Below are 14,876 nucleotides of genomic sequence, written 5' to 3' on the forward strand. Positions count from 1 at the left end.
GCATCAACACCCTCGAGGTGGCGGGGCTGCATGGCAATCCGATTCACCGTACCGAGGCGCTCCTCCTGGGCGACTCTCGGGCGGTGAATAGCCGTATCTGGGCGGACCGGTCCGCACAGAGCGGTGACTTTTCCACTTGATCAAGGAGAAAACCATGGCAACTGCAAAGAAGGCCGCTCCGGCCAAGAAGGCCGCTCCGGCGAAGAAGGCCGCCGCGACCCCGGCGAAGAAGGCTGCTCCGGCGAAGAAGGCCGCTGCGACCCCGGCGAAGAAGGCTGCTCCGGCGAAGAAGGCCGCTGCGACCCCGGCGAAGAAGGCCGCTCCGGCGAAGAAGGCCGCTGCACCCGCGAAGAAGGCCGCTCCGGCGAAGAAGGCCGCTGCGCCCGCCAAGAAGGCCGCTCCGGCGAAGAAGGCCGCTGCGCCCGCCAAGAAGGCCGCTCCGGCCAAGAAGGCCGCTGCGCCCGCCAAGAAGGCCGCTCCGGCCAAGAAGGCTGCTGCGCCCGCCAAGAAGGCCGCTCCGGCCAAGAAGGCTGCTGCAACGCCGGCCAAGAAGGTCGCCGCCAAGCCGGCTGCCAAGCCTGCCGCCAAGAAGGCTGCTGCGCCGAAGAAGGCTGCTGCCAAGCCGGCCGCGAAGCCCGCTGCCAAGCCTGCCGCCAAGAAGGCTGCAGCGCCGAAGAAGGCTGCTGCCAAGCCTGCCCCTGCGGCCAAGCCTGCCGCTGCTGCGCCCGCTCCTGCCGCCAAGACGGCGCTGAGCCCGCAAGCCGCGTGGCCCTTCCCCACGGGCAACAAGCCCTGAGCGTTGGTTTGAGCGGGCCGTCTGACGGCTCGCTCCCTCTCGCGCAAAACCCGGCCCGCTCACGCGGCGCCGGGTTTTTTATTGCCATGTCGGCCCGCCGGGCGCAGGCCGCGGGCGGCCCGAGGCGCTAGGGGTAGAACGCGATGACGCTGTAGCCGCTGACGCGCTGGCTGCCGGTGCTGAAGCTGAAGGACAGCGACTGCTCCGATTCCGCGCCCACGCGGACCAGCTGCGGCGTCAGCGCCTCGGGGCCGATGACGCGACGCGCGAACGGCGCGCCATTGGCATCGGTGAGGCTGAGCTCCAGCGATGGCGGAGCCACGTCCACGCCGGTCTTGTTGCGCAGCGACAGGTTGAGCTTGTAGCCACTGCTGCCGACCGGGTTCAGCGACGTCGCGTCGATGCTGAGCGCCTCGATGCGTCGCCATGGCTTCACCTCGCAGCCGAACACGCCGCACAGCCCGTGCAAGCCCGCGCGCAGCGGTGGGTGCAGCGCGGCCAGCGCATCGCGGAAATGCAGCGTCAGCTGCAGGGCCAGCAATGCGGCCAGCAGCACCGACGCCAGACCCAGCGCGACGCGCACGCCGGGCCGGTTCCAGCGCGCCGTGCTTTCCGCGCGGCGCATGAACTCGGGCACCACGGCGGGCGGCGCCGCGGGCTCGGCTGCCATCGGTGGCGGCTCGAAGGCAGGCGCGGCCGGCGGAGGTTCGGCGGGCGGGCTGTCGGCCTCCACCCAGCGCGGCTCCTGCCGCACCGGGTCGTGGGGCCAGCCGGTGGGCAGCGCGTCGGCCTGGGGCTCGGGTTCCGGTGGCGGCATCCACACCGGCTCGGGCGGCGGCGGTGGTGGTGGGGGCGGAGGCGGGGGAGGAGGCGGTGGTGGGGCCGGGGGCGGCTCCATGGCCGGCGCCGGCGCGAAGGCGGCGGGCCAGGGCGGGGGCACCTCCTGCTCGATGTCGAACAGCAGCTCGCGTGCGTCGAAGATCTCGGCGCAGCGGCCGCAGCGCACCCAGCCATCGGACACGCGCAGCTGGTCCTCCACGATCCGGAAGATCGTGCCGCAGGCGGTGCAACGTGTCGCGAGGCTCATGCGGGGCGTGTGGCGGTCATCAAGATCCAGCCCTCTTGCTCGTCACTTACGCTGAGTGCCAGCCAGGGCGCGTAGGCAGCCTTGAGTTCCTCGGCCTGCCGACTCAGGATGCCGGCCAGGATGAGGTGGCCGCCCGGCGCGACATGCGCGCACAGCAGCGGAGCCAGCAGCTTCAGCGGCATGGCCAGGATGTTGGCGATGACCAGCGGGTACTCGCCGGAAGCGAGCTCGGGCAGGCCGACGTTCAGCGTGACGCCGTTGGCGGTGGCGTTGTCGCGTGACGACGTGACCGCGGCCGGGTCGATGTCCACCGCGTCGATGGCCTGCGCGCCGTGCAGCGCCGCGCCGATGGCGAGGATGCCCGAGCCGCAGCCGTAGTCCAGCACGCGGGGCCACGGCTGGGCTTGTGTCGCGATCCAGCGCAGGCACATGCGCGTCGTCGGGTGCGTGCCGGTGCCGAAGGCCAGGCCCGGGTCCAGCCGCATGGCGCGCCGCGCCTGCGGCGGGGCTTCGTGCCAGCTCGGCACGATCCAGAACTCGGGCGTGATCTCGACCGGCGCGAACTGGCTCTGCGTGATGCGCACCCAGTCCTGCTCGGGCACGGCCTGGATGGCCTGCACGTGCACGTCGGCGGCCCAGTCCTGGGCCAGCAGCAGCGTCGCCGCCTCCGTGGCCTCGGGCTCGGTGGGGAACAAGGCCTTCACGACCGAGCGCTCCCAGCCGGCCTTGGGGGCCGGCATGCCGGGTTCGCCGAACAGGGCCTGCTCGGCGTCGGTGTCGGCGTCGGCGTCCTCGACGGAGACCGCCAGCGCGTCGATCTCCATCAGCGCGTCGCTGACGATCTCCACGTCGGCCTCGCGGCAGACGAGTGCAAGTTCAAACAGATGACTCATGGCATTCATGGGGCACATTGTCGACGCAGCCGCGCCCGGCGCGTCTGCGTGTCTTCATGGCAACTCAGGCCTCAGCCGGCCGGGCCGCTGGCTGCGTTGGCCTTCATGCGGGCGCGCCATGCCGCGGAAGACTCAACAGGAAAGACGATGCCGCGCTGCTCCATGATGCGCTTGAGCCTGTCGTAGCGCTGGTGGGCCGGCGAACCCGGCTTGAACGACTCGGTGAGGCCGCGTTGCACCATGTTGGCCGGGGTGACGCCGCCGCTGCGCGACATGACGTCCTGGATGGGCACTTGCTTCTCCGCGAGCAGCCACTCCGCTGTGTCGACGTCGTTGTAATTCAAGGCGCGCATGAACAGGCTGTACCCGTTTGAGTCCCTGACGTCGAGTGGCAGGCCGTGGTCGAACAGGATCTTCAGGCAGTCCCGTGTGTTGAAGCCGAGGGCATCGAACGCCAGCTCTGACTGATGCTTGGGCGGGATGCGGGCCAGCGGGTACAACTGCAGCAACGCATCGAGCATCTGCGCGTCGCGGCGCAGCACGGCGAAAAGGAAGGCATCGCCGTCTTCCTCGCGCGGTTCGAACAACGGGTCTGCGCCCGCTGCGAGCAGGATGGCCATCGCACGTGGGTTGCGCACGCCCGCGGCGTAGTGGATCAGTGTGAGCTGCGGCACGTTCTTGGACGATGCTGCCGGGCCTTGCGCGTTCGGGTTGGCGCCCTGCGCCACGGCGCGGCGGGCACCGGCCTCGTCGTCGGACAGCGCGGCGCGCAGCATGTCCAGTGCGGGGCCCTGGAAAAACGCTTCGGGGCGCGCCAGCTGTGGCGCGCGCGCGTCTGGCGTGTCGGCTATTGCCGCGCCCATGCCAAGAAACTCGAAGAGGCCCATGCTCACAGCTCCCAGGGCGCGGGCCAGTGCGAGCCTGCGCGCAGCGCGATGGTGATGAAGGACGGCGGGCCTCGGCCAGCTCTGTGTAGCCAGGCGCGGCCGCATGCAGGCGTGTTCCTTACTTTGTCGGTCCGCTGGCCGCCTGGGCCGCCTGCCGGGCGCGCCATGCCGCGGAAGACTCAACGGGAAAGACGATGCCGCGCTGCTCCATGATTCGCTTGAGCTTGTCGTAGCGCTGGTAGGCCGGCGAGCCGGGTTTGAACGACTCGGTGAGGCCGCGTTGCACCATGTTGGCCGGGGTGACGCCGCCGCTGCGGGACATGACGTCCTGGATGGGCACCTGCTTCTCCGCGAGCAGCCATTCCGCGGTGTCAAGATCTTCTTGATTCAAGGCGCGCATGAACAGGCTATACCCGTTCGGGTCCCTGACGTCGAGTGGCAGGCCGTGGTCGAACAGGATCTGCAGACAGTCCCGTGCGTTGAAGCTGAGTGCATCGAACGCTAGTTCCGACTGGCTCTTGGGCGGGATGCGGGCCAGCGGGTACAGCTGCAGCAAGGCATCGAGCATCTGCGCATCGTGGCGCACCACGGCGAAGAGGAAGGCATCGCCGTCGCCATCGCGAGGTTTGAACAACGGGTCTGCGCCCACCGCGAGCAGGGTGGCCATCGCGCGTGGATTGCGCACGCCCGTGGCGTAGCGGATCAGCGTGAGCTGCGGCACGTTCTTGGACGATGCCGCCGGGCCATGCGCGTTCGGGTTGGCGCCCTGCGCCACGGCGCGGCGGGCAACGGCCTCGTCGCCGGCCAGCGCGGCGCGCAGCAGGTCCAGTGCAGGACCCTGGAAAAACGCTTCGGGCCGCGCCAGTTGCGGTGCGCGTGCGTCCGGGGTGTCGGCGGTTGCGGCACCCATGCCGAAAAGCTCAAAGAGGCCCATGCTCAGAACTCCTAGTGCGCCCACCAGGCCGCGCCTGTGGGGGGATGGCAGTCTTGCCGGTTGCATCGTCATCGCGGCTCAGCCCTTGCTAGCCAGGCAGGCCTTCAGCGCCGCTTCATCGGCGGATTTGCGCGCCTCGATGGCGGCGATCACTTCATTCATGCCGTGCCGGTCGTCGGCGCTGAGCTTGTCGTCGGCGGTTGGAACATCATGACGCTGACCCGGCGCAGCGTGGGAAAAGAACTGGGTCAGGCCGCTTTCCTGGGTCTTGGTCAGCACTTCGCCTTCGACGCGGTAGGCCTTGATCAACGCGTCATCGGCGTTCTGGCGGCTGGCCAGCGACGAGTAGCGTGCCACCGTCTTGGGGTTGAGGCCTGCGGCGTTGAACGTGGTTGCGATGGCCCCGGATCCCCCCTGCGCCGCAGCCGCCATGCCGCCGCCCAGGGAGTGGCCGACGATCTGCACCTGGCCGGCTGCGCCCTTGTCCGCGATGGCGTTACCGATCTTGACGGCGCTTTGGTAGTAGTCGGAGTGCCTGTTGGCGTTCTGCGCGAAGTTGTTGTCCCAGTCTTCGGGCGCTAGTGTGGAGCCGCGGAAGACGACTTCATACGGTTGCTGCGCGTCGTTGCCCCAGACGAGCGGATCCTTCTTGTAGACCGCCGCGCGGAACTGAGAATCGTCGCGCATCAGCATGCGCTGGTTCAAGCCGAGGGCATCCAACTCGTCGTCGGTTACATCCAAAAAACCCGGCGGTGGCTGCTTCAGGTCTTCCGGCGCGTCGAGGTCGTACTTCAGGTAGACCGCCTTGGCCAGGCGCGCATGCTCGACCTGATCCATGTCCTCGCGCAGCCGCGCGGCGGCGGGCGCGTGCTCGGGGCAGGCGTTCACGCCCTTGTCGACCAGTTCCAGCCGCTGCGCACGGCGGGCTGCCTTGTCGGCGGCCATGCAGGGCTGGCAGGCCTCGCCGGCGGGCTGGGTGCCGAAGTCCTTGCCCAGCATGGCCTCGCGGGCCTGCTGGTACTCCTTCTGCGGCAGTTCCGGGTCCGCGGCGAGCTGCTTGGCGCGGGTCTCGGACAGCGACTTCGCCTGTCGTTTGGCCAGCCAGCCGGCGGTCAGGCCGGCAATGATGTCCGTCATCGCTGGCCGCCTTGCAGGCCCCAGGGCTGCGTCAGCTCGAAGCTGCGCCGCAGCGCGGCCTCGCCCGACGCCGGGGTGGCCGCCGGGCCCAGCTGGTCATGCACCCACTCGCCCAGCGCGTGCACGCGCCGCACCTCGGGCAGGGGCCCTTGCAGCACCCGTAACAGCAGCGGCTGGGCCTGCTCGAAGCCCACACCCAGCCACAGCGCGCCGAGCGCATAGCCGGCGATGCCCTGTTCGGTGCGAAAGCCCACCTGCCTCGCCTGCGCGATGGCCGCGGCGACGAACGCCTGCTGAGCGTCGGCCGCCATGGCCGCGAAGTCGGTGTCATGCCGGGCCAGCGACTCGGCCAACCGACGACTGAACCCCGCCTCGCCGAGGCGTTGCATCTGGTCGTCGCGGAGGTTCAGCATGCAGCTCGGCGTGCTGGCGTCGCCGTCAGCGCTTGTGCGCGGCCATCCAGCCTTCGAGGTAGTGGATGCTGGTGCCGCCTTCGATGAACTTCGCGTCCGCCATCAGCTCGCGGTGCAGCGGGATGTTGGTCTGGATGCCTTCCACCACCGTCTCGCTCAGCGCGATGCGCATGCGGGCCAGGGCCTGCTCGCGGGTGTCGCCGTGGACGATGATCTTGCCGATCATGCTGTCGTAGTTCGGCGGCACGAAGTAGTTCGTGTACGCATGCGAATCCACGCGCACGCCGGGGCCGCCGGGGGCGTGCCACATCGTGATGCGGCCGGGCGACGGCACGAACTTGACCGGGTCTTCCGCGTTGATGCGGCACTCGATGGCGTGGCCGCGCATCTCGATCTGGCGCTGCGTGAACGGCAGCTTCTCGCCGGCGGCGATCTTGATCTGCTGCTGCACGATGTCGATGCCGGTGACCAGTTCCGTCACCGGGTGCTCCACCTGCACGCGGGTGTTCATCTCGATGAAGTAGAACTCGCCGTTCTCGTACAGGAACTCGAAGGTGCCCGCACCGCGGTAGCCCATCTTCTTGCAGGCGGCGGCGCAGCGGTCGCCGACTTTCTCGATGGTGCGACGGGGAATGCCGGGTGCCGGCGCTTCCTCGATGATCTTCTGGTGGCGGCGCTGCATGGAGCAGTCGCGCTCGCCCAGCCAGACGGCGTTCTTGAACGTGTCGGCCAGCACCTGGATCTCCACATGGCGTGGGTTCTCCAGGAACTTCTCCATGTAGACCTCGGGGTTGCCGAAGGCCGCGCCGGCCTCGGCGCGCGTGGTCTGCACGGCGTGCACCAGGGCCGCCTCGGTGTGGACGACGCGCATGCCGCGCCCGCCGCCGCCGCCGGCCGCCTTGATGATGACCGGGTAGCCCACCGAGCGGGCGATGCGGATGATCTCTTTCGGGTCTTCGGGCAGTGCGCCCTCGGAGCCCGGCACGCACGGCACGCCGGCGCGGATCATGGCCTGCTTGGCCGAGACCTTGTCGCCCATCAGGCGGATGGACTCGGGTGTCGGGCCGATGAAGGTGAAGCCGCTGCGCTCGACGCGCTCGGCGAAGTCGGCGTTCTCGCTGAGGAAGCCGTAGCCGGGGTGGATGGCTTCGGCGTCGGTGACTTCGGCCGTCGCGATGATGGCCGGCATGCTGAGGTAGCTCTGGGCCGACGGCGCGGGGCCGATGCAGACGGCTTCGTCGGCCAGGCGCACGTACTTGGCGTCGCGGTCGGCCTCGGAGTAGACGACGACGGACTTGATGCCGAGTTCACGGCACGCTCGTTGAATGCGGAGGGCGATTTCCCCCCGATTCGCAATCAGGACCTTCTTAAACATCAGGAAGTCCTTGTCACTCGATCACGAACAGCGGCTGTCCGAACTCGACCGCCTGGCCGTTCTCACACAGGACCTTGGTGATCGTGCCGCTCTTGTCTGCCTCGATCTCGTTCATGATCTTCATCGCTTCGATGATGCAGATGGCCTCGCCTTCCTTGACCGTCTGGCCGACGTCGGCGAACGGCTTGGCGTTGGGGCTGGACGCGCGGTAGAAGGTGCCCACCATCGGCGACTTGACGACGTGGCCGGTCTCCACCGGAGCGGCTGCCGGCGCGGCGGCGGCCGTGGCAGCAGGGGCGGCTGCGGCGGCAACCACCGGGGCGGCCGGCGCGGCGGCGTAGACCGGCTGCACGGCCACGGCGGCGGCCGGGTCCGACTTGACGATGCGGACCTTGCCGTCGGCCTCGGTGATTTCCAGTTCCGAAATGTTGGATTCCGAGACCAGGTCGATCAGGGTTTTGAGCTTGCGCAGGTCCATCATGGCTCCAGGCGATGTTGTTGTTTTGGAAAGTGACAAGGAGAACCGGTGCCCGGGATCAGGCGCCGGCGGCTCCCAACGAGTGAAGGGCGTGGCGCACGGCCAGGCGGTAGCCGTTGGCGCCCAGGCCGCAGATGACGCCCACCGCCAGGTCGCTCAGATAGCTGTGGTGGCGGAACGGCTCGCGGCGGTGGATGTTCGACAGGTGAACTTCGATGAAGGGCAGCGCCACCCCGGCCAGCGCGTCGCGGATGGCGACGCTGGTGTGCGTGTAGGCGGCCGGGTTGATGACGATGAAGCGCGTGCCGTCGCTGCGCGCGGCCTGGATGCGGTCCACCAGCGCACCTTCGTGGTTGCTCTGGAAGCTCGTCAGGCTGGCGCCGGCATCGGCGGCGATCGCGCTCAGTTCAGCGTCGATCTGGGGCAGGGTCTGCGAGCCGTAGACCTCGGGCTCGCGGGTGCCGAGCAGGTTGAGGTTGGGCCCATGCAGGACAAGAATTTGCATCAAACACGTGGCGTCGCCCGGGCCCCGAGGGTCTAGAGAGCCGCCACTAAATTGAGGAAGGGCGAACTTTACGCGTTTTGCTGGCGGTTTCCGCGTGGGATAGGGGTTTTTCTCAGGACGCGGCCAGCGCACGCAAATCCTGCAGCGTGGTGACGCCCAGGCGGCGCCAGCGGATCTCGCCGGTCTCGTCGAAGACGACGGAGAACGGCAGGCCGCCCGCCGGGTTGCCCAGTTCGCGCACCAGCGACAGGCCGTCCGGCCCGCCCAGCGCGATGGGGAAGTCCAGCGGCGTCTTCTTCAGGAAGGCCTTGACCGGCTCGGCCTGGTCGATGGCCAGGCCCAGCACCTGCCAGCCCCTGGCCTTGGCTTCGCCGTAGAACTGGTTGATCTCCGGCAGCTCCTTGACGCAGGGCGGGCACCAGGTGGCCCAGAAGTTCAGCAGCAGCGGCTGGCCGCGCCAGCGCGCGACGTCCAGCTCAGCGCCGTCCAGCCCGGCGAAGCGGCGTGCCCAGAAGGCCTGGGCGACGGCGGACGCGACGGGCGGGTTCAGCTTGCGCCAGGCGAAGCCGGCGCCCAGCGCCGCGGCGCCGATGCCGGCGCCGGCCAGCACCAGCCGGCGGGTGAGGGGGCTCATGCGGGGTCCTCTTCAAGCAGTTTTTGCAGCGCGGCCAGGTCGCCGCGCTCGGTCAGGCCGCGGGCGTCGGGCTTCAGCGCGCCGCGCAGGTCGTCGAAATCCAGCACCGTCAGGCACAGGGTCACCCGCTCGTTCAGCGCGGGGCAGGGCGCGTCGAGGATGAGCATGTCCACCTGGCGCCGGTTGGCCGTCGTCTCGGCCACGTCGAAGTCGATGCCGCGGTCCAGCAGCGCGATCTCGGCGGCCTTGCTGTCGTCGCAGTAGAGCTGCAGGTGGACGTTGGACAGCCTTGTCGCGGTGCCACGCCAGACCGCGCCGGTCAGGTGCGGGCGGAAGTCGGCCAGCCGCGCCATCCAGACGGCGGCCAGCTCGCGCAGCGCACGCAGCTCGGCGGGCTGGGTGTCGGCGTTGAAGATGGCGATGTGCTCGCGCACGGCGTCTTCCACCAAGTCGTTGCCGGGTAGCGCGGCGCGTGGCGCGCCCAGGTCGCGGGCGGCGCGCTGCTTGGCCGGGCCCCAGTCCATGCCCTCGTCGACGATGAGGCGGGCGGCCGCGGCGGCGATCTCGGCGGAGAAGTCCTCGCTCATGGCAATTGCGCGCTGTTCATGCGGCCGACGATGAGGCCGGCGCGGTTGATGACGTAGGCCGAGCCCGGCTGGCGCTCGAAGCGCTTGGGCGCCGGCAGCATGACGGCCAGCCGCGCGGCCTCGAAGGCGCCCAACCGCGACACGTCCATGCGGAAGTAGTGCCGTGCCGCCGCCTGGGCGCCGAACAGGCCTTCGCCCCATTCGACGCTGTTCAGGTAGATCTCCAGGATGCGCTGCTTGCTCAGCAGCGCTTCCAGCATCAGCGTCAGCACCAGCTCCTGGCCCTTGCGCAGCAGCGTGCGCTCGCCGGACAGGAACAGGTTCTTGGCCAGTTGCTGCGTGATCGTCGAGCCGCCGATGACCTTGGCCACGCCCTTGCCGCGGGCTTCCACGCGGGCCTGGGCCTTCTCGTTCTTCTTCCAGGCGCCCTTGAGCGCCTCCCAGTCGACGCCGCCATGCTGGGCGAAGCCATCGTCCTCGCTGGCGATGACGGCGCGCTTGAGCGTGCGGGGCAATTGGGCGTCGTCCACCCACGACTGCGCCCACGGCACCTGCTGCTTCTCCTTCAGCAGCCGCAGCGCCTCGCTGCGCTGGAAGCTGGTGGACTGCGGCGCGATGACGTTCATCAGCGCGATGCGGCCGGCGAACCACAGCTGCAGGCACAGCACGCCCAGCGCCAGCACGGCGATCAGCCGGCCGAGGTGGCGCATCACGGCGCAGCCTCGATGGCTTGGCGGACGGCCTTCAGCACCGGCGCCGTGTCCGGGCGCACGCCGCGCCAGAAGAAGAAGGCCTCGGCCGCCTGCTCCACCAGCATGCCCAGGCCGTCGCGCGGCTCGGCGCCATGCGCGGCGGCCCAGTCCAGGAAGCCCTGCGCCTTGGGGCCGTACATCATGTCCAGTGCCAGGCTGCCGGGCCTGAGCACGCGCGCGTCCACCGGCGAGGCCGCACCCGCCAGGCTGGTGCTGGTGGCGTTGATGACGATGTCCTGCGCGGCCGGCGCGTCGGCCAGCGTGGCGGCGGCGAGTGGCACACCAAGATGGGCATGGCCGGCCACCAGCGCCTCGGCCTTGTCCAGCGTACGGTTGACCACCGTGATGCGCGCCGGCCCGGCATGGATCAGCGCGCCCAGCGCACCGGCGCTGGCACCGCCGGCGCCCACCAGCAGCACCTGCAGGCCGGCGAGGGGCCGGCCGGCGTTCTTCTGCAGGTCGTTGACGAGGCCAGCGCCGTCGGTGTTGTCGCCCACCCAGCCGTCGGCGTCGAAACGCAGCGTGTTGACGGCGCCGCCCAGCTGCGCGCGTTCGGTGCGCTTCGCGGCCAGCGCGAAGGCGTCGAACTTGAAGGGCACGGTGATGTTGCAGCCCTTGGCACCGGCAGCGACGAAGGCGCGCAACGTGGACTCGAAACCGTCCAGCGGCGCGAGCAGGCGTTCATAGGCGACGGCCTGGCCGGTCTGCTCGGCAAACATCGCGTGGATGGCCGGTGAGCGGCTGTGCGCCACCGGGTTGCCGACAACGGCGTATCGATCTTTCATGCTGCACCCTTCGCGCTGCGCACCGTGTCGCCGAGTGGGAGCTGAGCCCCTTCGGCCGGCCGTGCGGAGCTCATTGCTGTCCTGCCAAAGAAGTTTCCAGCCCGTCGTCGCGCGTGAACTTGAAGCGCGACGTGATGACCAGCACCTCCGCACCCTTGCGCATCTCCTGGCTGAAATTGCCGAACGGCGAGGCCGCCTGCACGATGGCGACGGCCCGGCGGTCCAGCGTCGCGTTGCCGCTGGGGGAGACGATCTCCGTCTCGATGACGCGGCCCTTGAAGTCCACGTGGATGTTCATGATGAGCTCGCCGTAGAGCTTCCTGCCGCGGTACTCGGGGAAGTCGCGCGTGCCGCGCTCCTCGATGCGGCGGCGCAGGCCGTCGTAGTACTGCGCGTAGACGACCTCGCGGGCGGCGGGGCTGACGTAGCGCTTGCGCGGCCGCGCGCTCTCCACGTTGACGCGCTTTTCGATCTCGGCCAACAGGTCCACCAGTTGGCGGCGCTTCTCCGCCTGGGCGCGCTCGGCGGCGTCGGTCTTCTCGCGCCGCGGGTCGGGCGGCGGCAGCAGCGCCAGCTCGCGCCGCACCTGCGTCAGCAGTTGCTGCTGCTGTTGCTGCAGCTGCGCGATCTGCGAGCTCTGGGCCTCGGCCGCGTCGCCCACCTCGCTGTGCCGTGCCGGCGGCAGCGGCGACGTGGCGCGGCCCGTCTCCGCATTGCCGCCCCCCGCGAGGTTGGCCTGGGCCAGCACGGCGGCCTTGGTGGGCAGCTCGTTGGAGCGCGTGTTGACCAGCACCACCTCCAGCGGCGTGTCCTGGAACACGCGGTTGAAGGAGTCCGGCGAGCCCACGCGCCAGGCCAGCAGCACGCCGTGCACGCCCAGCGACGCCGCCAGCGCGATCTGCAGCGTGCTGAACCGGCGCATCAGGCTTGCGCAGCCGGCTCGGCCTCGCCGCCGCCGTCGTTCAGGTCGATGGCCAGTGCGATGGGCGCGGCGGCGGCTTCGAGGTCGTCGTCCTCGCCTTCCGCCTCGTCGGCGGCAGCCTGCTGTTCATCCAGCCGCTCGACCAGCGTGGCGTGCACGTCCAGCGTCATCTCGTCCAGCCCGGTGATGCGCACCTTCACGTGGCTGCCGCGCGGCAGGGGCTCGCAGCCCAGCGCCTTGAACACCAGCGGCAGGTCGTCGGCGCGCACCAGGCCTTCCTTCATGACGGTGGCGGTCAGCTCGGTGGTGCCGTTCTGCTGCAGCCAGCGCAGTGTCCAGAAGCGCTCGATGCCGTTCTGGAAGCCGTTGTAGGCGGCGTAGGCCGACTCGAAGCCCGAGATGATGGAGAACAGCTGCGCGTCCTTGGGCTTGAACGGCGCGGCCAGCGCGGCCGTGCGGCCGTGCCGCGCGCAGGCAATGATCTGCCACTGGTTCACCAGGTCCACGTAGCGGCGCAGCGGCGACGTGGCCCAGGTGTACTGCGCGACGCCCATGCCGGCGTGCGGCAGCGCCTTCACGCCCATGCGCACCTTGATGCCGGGCGCGAGGCTGGCCTGGCTGCGGTAGATGCCCGGCAGGCCCAGCTCGGCCAGCCAGCCGCCCCAGGCGGAGTTGGCCAGGATCATGGCCTCGGCCACGATCAGGTCCAGCGAGCTGCCGCGGGCGCGCACGCCGATCTCGACCGACTCGCTGCCGTTGGGCGGCTCCATGCGCTCGCCGGCCAGGCGGAAGTTGTAGTCGGGCCGGTTGAAGTTCTCCGGCTTGCCACGCACCACCTCGCGCTGGGCCTTCAGGTGCTTGGCCAGGCGCCACGTGAACGCGAGTTCGGGCGCGAACAGGTAGTCGGCCGGCGCGTCGCCCGACAGCGTGGCGTTGGTGACGATGCCGTCCAGCTTGTCATGCCGCAGGTTGGCGGCGATGTGCACGCGCTCCAGCTTGGTCTCGCGGCTCTTGATCTCGAAGGTGGCCTCGTCCATCGTGAAGTAGATGGACACGGCCGGGCAGTCGCGGCCCTCGATCAGCGTGTAGGCCTGCACGACGTCGTCGGGCAGCATCGTGATCTTCCAGCCCGGCATGTAGACGGTGGACAGGCGCTCGCGGGCGACCTTGTCGACGGCCGAGTCCGGCGTGATGGCCAGGCCGGGCGCGGCGATGTGCACGCCGAACGTGACCGTGCCCGTGCCCAGGCCCTGCACGGACAGCGCATCGTCGATCTCCGTCGTCTGCGAGTCGTCGATGGAGAAGGCGCGCGCGGGCGACAGCGCCAGCTCGTCCTTGATCTCTGGCGCCGTGAGCTGCGGGAAACCCACGCCCTTGGGGAAGTTCTCGAACAGGAAGCGCTTCCAGTGGAACTGGTAGGGGCTGGTGATGGCGCCGGCGCCCTGCAGCAGGTCCAGCGGTGCCTTGTGCGCCAACTTGCTGGCCTCGACGACGGCCTTGTACTCGGGGCCGTTCTTGTCGGGCTTGAACAGGATCTTGTAGATCTGCTCCTGGATGGGCGCGGGGCAGGTGCCGGCCACCAGTTCCTGCGCCCAGGCCTCGATCTGCAGCGCCTGCTGGCGCTTGCGCTCGATGCCCAGCAGCGCGGCCTTCACGGTCTCCTCGGGCGCCTTCTTGAACTGGCCCTTGCCGGCACGGCGGAAGTAGTGCGGTGCCTCGAACAGGCGGAACAGCGCGGCGGCCTGCTGCACGATGCCGGCCTTGGCGTCGAAATAGTCCCGCGCGAGGTCGGCAAAGCCGAACTCACCCTCGGGCGCGAACTCCCAGGCCAGGTCCAGGTCGATGTCGTCGGCCAGCTTGCGGGCCTCCGCCAGCAGCTCGGCCGGAGCCGGCTTGTCGAACTTCAACAGCACATTGGCGGACTTGACCTTGACCCGCTTGCCCGAGTCCAGCTCGACCTGCAGCGAGGCATCGGCCTCCGACATCACCCGGCCGGCGAGGAACTTCCCGGCATCATCAAACAGCGCAAACATAAGCGGCGGATTCTCCCTCAGCGAGTGAGGTGCTCCAGCAGCCCCGGCAGATGGGCCTCGAAGTCGGTCAGGCCGTGGTCGCTGCCTTCCAGCACCTCGCCGTCGCAGCCGGCGTAGCGGGCCAGCATCTCGCGCCAGTCCAGCAGCTCGTCGCCCTTGGCCAGCAGCGCGTAGTAGCGCGACGGCGTCGTCAGGCGCGGCGGTGGCGTCAGCGCGGCCAGCTCGGCCACGTGCTGGGCCGTGAAGTCGAATTTCAGCGTCGGGTCGTGCCAGGCGGTCTGCTCGCCGATGTGCTTGGCCAGGTCGCGGGCGGGGTTCACGGCCGGGTTCAGCACGGCCACGCTCCAGCCGCGCCGCGCGGGCTGCTCGGCCAATGCCGTCGCGTAGAAGCCGCCCAGCGAGCTGCCGATGATGGCCGCACCCTGCGCCGGCCAGTCGGCCACCAGGCTGGCGGCCAGCGTCATCGCGTCCAGCGGCGACGGCGGCAGCTGCGGGCATGCGAACGTCAGCCCCGGCTGTGTGGCGGCCCACTGCGCCATGCGCAGCGCCTTGGCCGAGCCTGGCGACGAGCGGAAGCCGTGCAAATAGAGCAGATGGGTGAGCGTCATGACGGAAGTTTTGGCGTGAAGTTTTGTGCGGCCACGACGGTGGCGTGTGC

At 69.7% G+C, this 14,876-nt stretch carries 17 protein-coding genes; 1 reads left to right on the top strand and 16 read right to left on the bottom strand.

What is annotated here, in order from left to right:
- Positions 1-154 precede the first annotated feature (154 nt).
- Positions 155-796 (top strand): histone, encoded by a 642-nt coding sequence (locus AC1Q7O_RS01410; protein WP_492659268.1) that lies wholly within the window; start codon positions 155-157, stop codon positions 794-796.
- Between the two features lie 127 nt (positions 797-923).
- Here AC1Q7O_RS01410 and AC1Q7O_RS01415 read toward each other — a convergent pair whose 3' ends face one another.
- The 16 genes from AC1Q7O_RS01415 to AC1Q7O_RS01490 form a co-directional block, all read right to left on the bottom strand.
- On the bottom strand, positions 924-1,883 hold the full coding sequence (locus tag AC1Q7O_RS01415) for a zinc-ribbon and DUF3426 domain-containing protein (protein WP_492659267.1): 960 nt from the start codon (positions 1,881-1,883) through the stop codon (positions 924-926).
- The gene (gene prmA / locus AC1Q7O_RS01420; RefSeq protein ID WP_492659394.1) at positions 1,880-2,767 is read right to left on the bottom strand and encodes a 50S ribosomal protein L11 methyltransferase; all 888 of its coding nucleotides are present in this window, start codon (positions 2,765-2,767) and stop codon (positions 1,880-1,882) included. The genes AC1Q7O_RS01415 and prmA overlap by 4 nt, the downstream gene beginning before the upstream one ends.
- Positions 2,768-2,847: 80 nt before the next feature.
- Positions 2,848-3,768, bottom strand: a complete 921-nt coding sequence (locus AC1Q7O_RS01425; RefSeq protein WP_492662651.1) for an ankyrin repeat domain-containing protein — start codon at positions 3,766-3,768, stop codon at positions 2,848-2,850.
- A 13-nt stretch (positions 3,769-3,781) separates the two neighbouring features.
- Complete coding sequence (locus AC1Q7O_RS01430; protein ID WP_492659265.1) at positions 3,782-4,597, bottom strand: ankyrin repeat domain-containing protein; 816 nt, start codon at positions 4,595-4,597, stop codon at positions 3,782-3,784.
- A 78-nt stretch (positions 4,598-4,675) separates the two neighbouring features.
- A complete protein-coding gene (locus AC1Q7O_RS01435; RefSeq protein ID WP_492659264.1) occupies positions 4,676-5,734 on the bottom strand; it encodes a Tle-like phospholipase domain-containing protein in 1,059 nt (352 codons plus the stop codon).
- The gene (locus tag AC1Q7O_RS01440) at positions 5,731-6,147 is read right to left on the bottom strand and encodes a hypothetical protein (RefSeq protein WP_394511374.1); all 417 of its coding nucleotides are present in this window, start codon (positions 6,145-6,147) and stop codon (positions 5,731-5,733) included. Before AC1Q7O_RS01440 ends, AC1Q7O_RS01435 begins: the two co-directional genes overlap by 4 nt.
- Before the next feature lie 25 nt (positions 6,148-6,172).
- Positions 6,173-7,522 (bottom strand): acetyl-CoA carboxylase biotin carboxylase subunit, encoded by a 1,350-nt coding sequence (gene accC, locus AC1Q7O_RS01445; RefSeq protein WP_492659263.1) that lies wholly within the window; start codon positions 7,520-7,522, stop codon positions 6,173-6,175.
- A 13-nt stretch (positions 7,523-7,535) separates the two neighbouring features.
- A complete protein-coding gene (gene accB / locus AC1Q7O_RS01450) occupies positions 7,536-8,000 on the bottom strand; it encodes an acetyl-CoA carboxylase biotin carboxyl carrier protein (protein WP_492659262.1) in 465 nt (154 codons plus the stop codon).
- Positions 8,001-8,058: 58 nt separating this feature from the next.
- Entirely contained in the window at positions 8,059-8,508 is a 450-nt protein-coding gene (gene aroQ, locus AC1Q7O_RS01455) for a type II 3-dehydroquinate dehydratase (RefSeq protein WP_492659261.1), read from the bottom strand.
- Between the two features lie 109 nt (positions 8,509-8,617).
- Positions 8,618-9,139 (bottom strand): TlpA family protein disulfide reductase, encoded by a 522-nt coding sequence (locus AC1Q7O_RS01460; RefSeq protein ID WP_492659260.1) that lies wholly within the window; start codon positions 9,137-9,139, stop codon positions 8,618-8,620.
- Positions 9,136-9,726, bottom strand: a complete 591-nt coding sequence (locus AC1Q7O_RS01465; RefSeq protein WP_492659259.1) for a hypothetical protein — start codon at positions 9,724-9,726, stop codon at positions 9,136-9,138. Before AC1Q7O_RS01465 ends, AC1Q7O_RS01460 begins: the two co-directional genes overlap by 4 nt.
- Positions 9,723-10,436: a monofunctional biosynthetic peptidoglycan transglycosylase gene (gene mtgA, locus AC1Q7O_RS01470; protein WP_492659393.1), complete on the bottom strand. Its 714-nt coding sequence runs from the start codon at positions 10,434-10,436 to the stop codon at positions 9,723-9,725. Before mtgA ends, AC1Q7O_RS01465 begins: the two co-directional genes overlap by 4 nt.
- Positions 10,436-11,263, bottom strand: a complete 828-nt coding sequence (gene aroE / locus AC1Q7O_RS01475; RefSeq protein ID WP_492659258.1) for a shikimate dehydrogenase — start codon at positions 11,261-11,263, stop codon at positions 10,436-10,438. The genes mtgA and aroE overlap by 1 nt, the downstream gene beginning before the upstream one ends.
- Before the next feature lie 70 nt (positions 11,264-11,333).
- The gene (locus tag AC1Q7O_RS01480) at positions 11,334-12,185 is read right to left on the bottom strand and encodes an energy transducer TonB family protein (RefSeq protein WP_492659257.1); all 852 of its coding nucleotides are present in this window, start codon (positions 12,183-12,185) and stop codon (positions 11,334-11,336) included.
- Entirely contained in the window at positions 12,185-14,218 is a 2,034-nt protein-coding gene (locus AC1Q7O_RS01485) for a ribonuclease catalytic domain-containing protein (protein ID WP_492659256.1), read from the bottom strand. Before AC1Q7O_RS01485 ends, AC1Q7O_RS01480 begins: the two co-directional genes overlap by 1 nt.
- 17 nt (positions 14,219-14,235) lie before the next feature.
- Positions 14,236-14,826: a YqiA/YcfP family alpha/beta fold hydrolase gene (locus AC1Q7O_RS01490; RefSeq protein WP_492659255.1), complete on the bottom strand. Its 591-nt coding sequence runs from the start codon at positions 14,824-14,826 to the stop codon at positions 14,236-14,238.
- Positions 14,827-14,876: the final 50 nt, after the last annotated feature.

It is taken from the genome of Roseateles sp. GW823-FHT07B05, assembly GCF_058794515.1.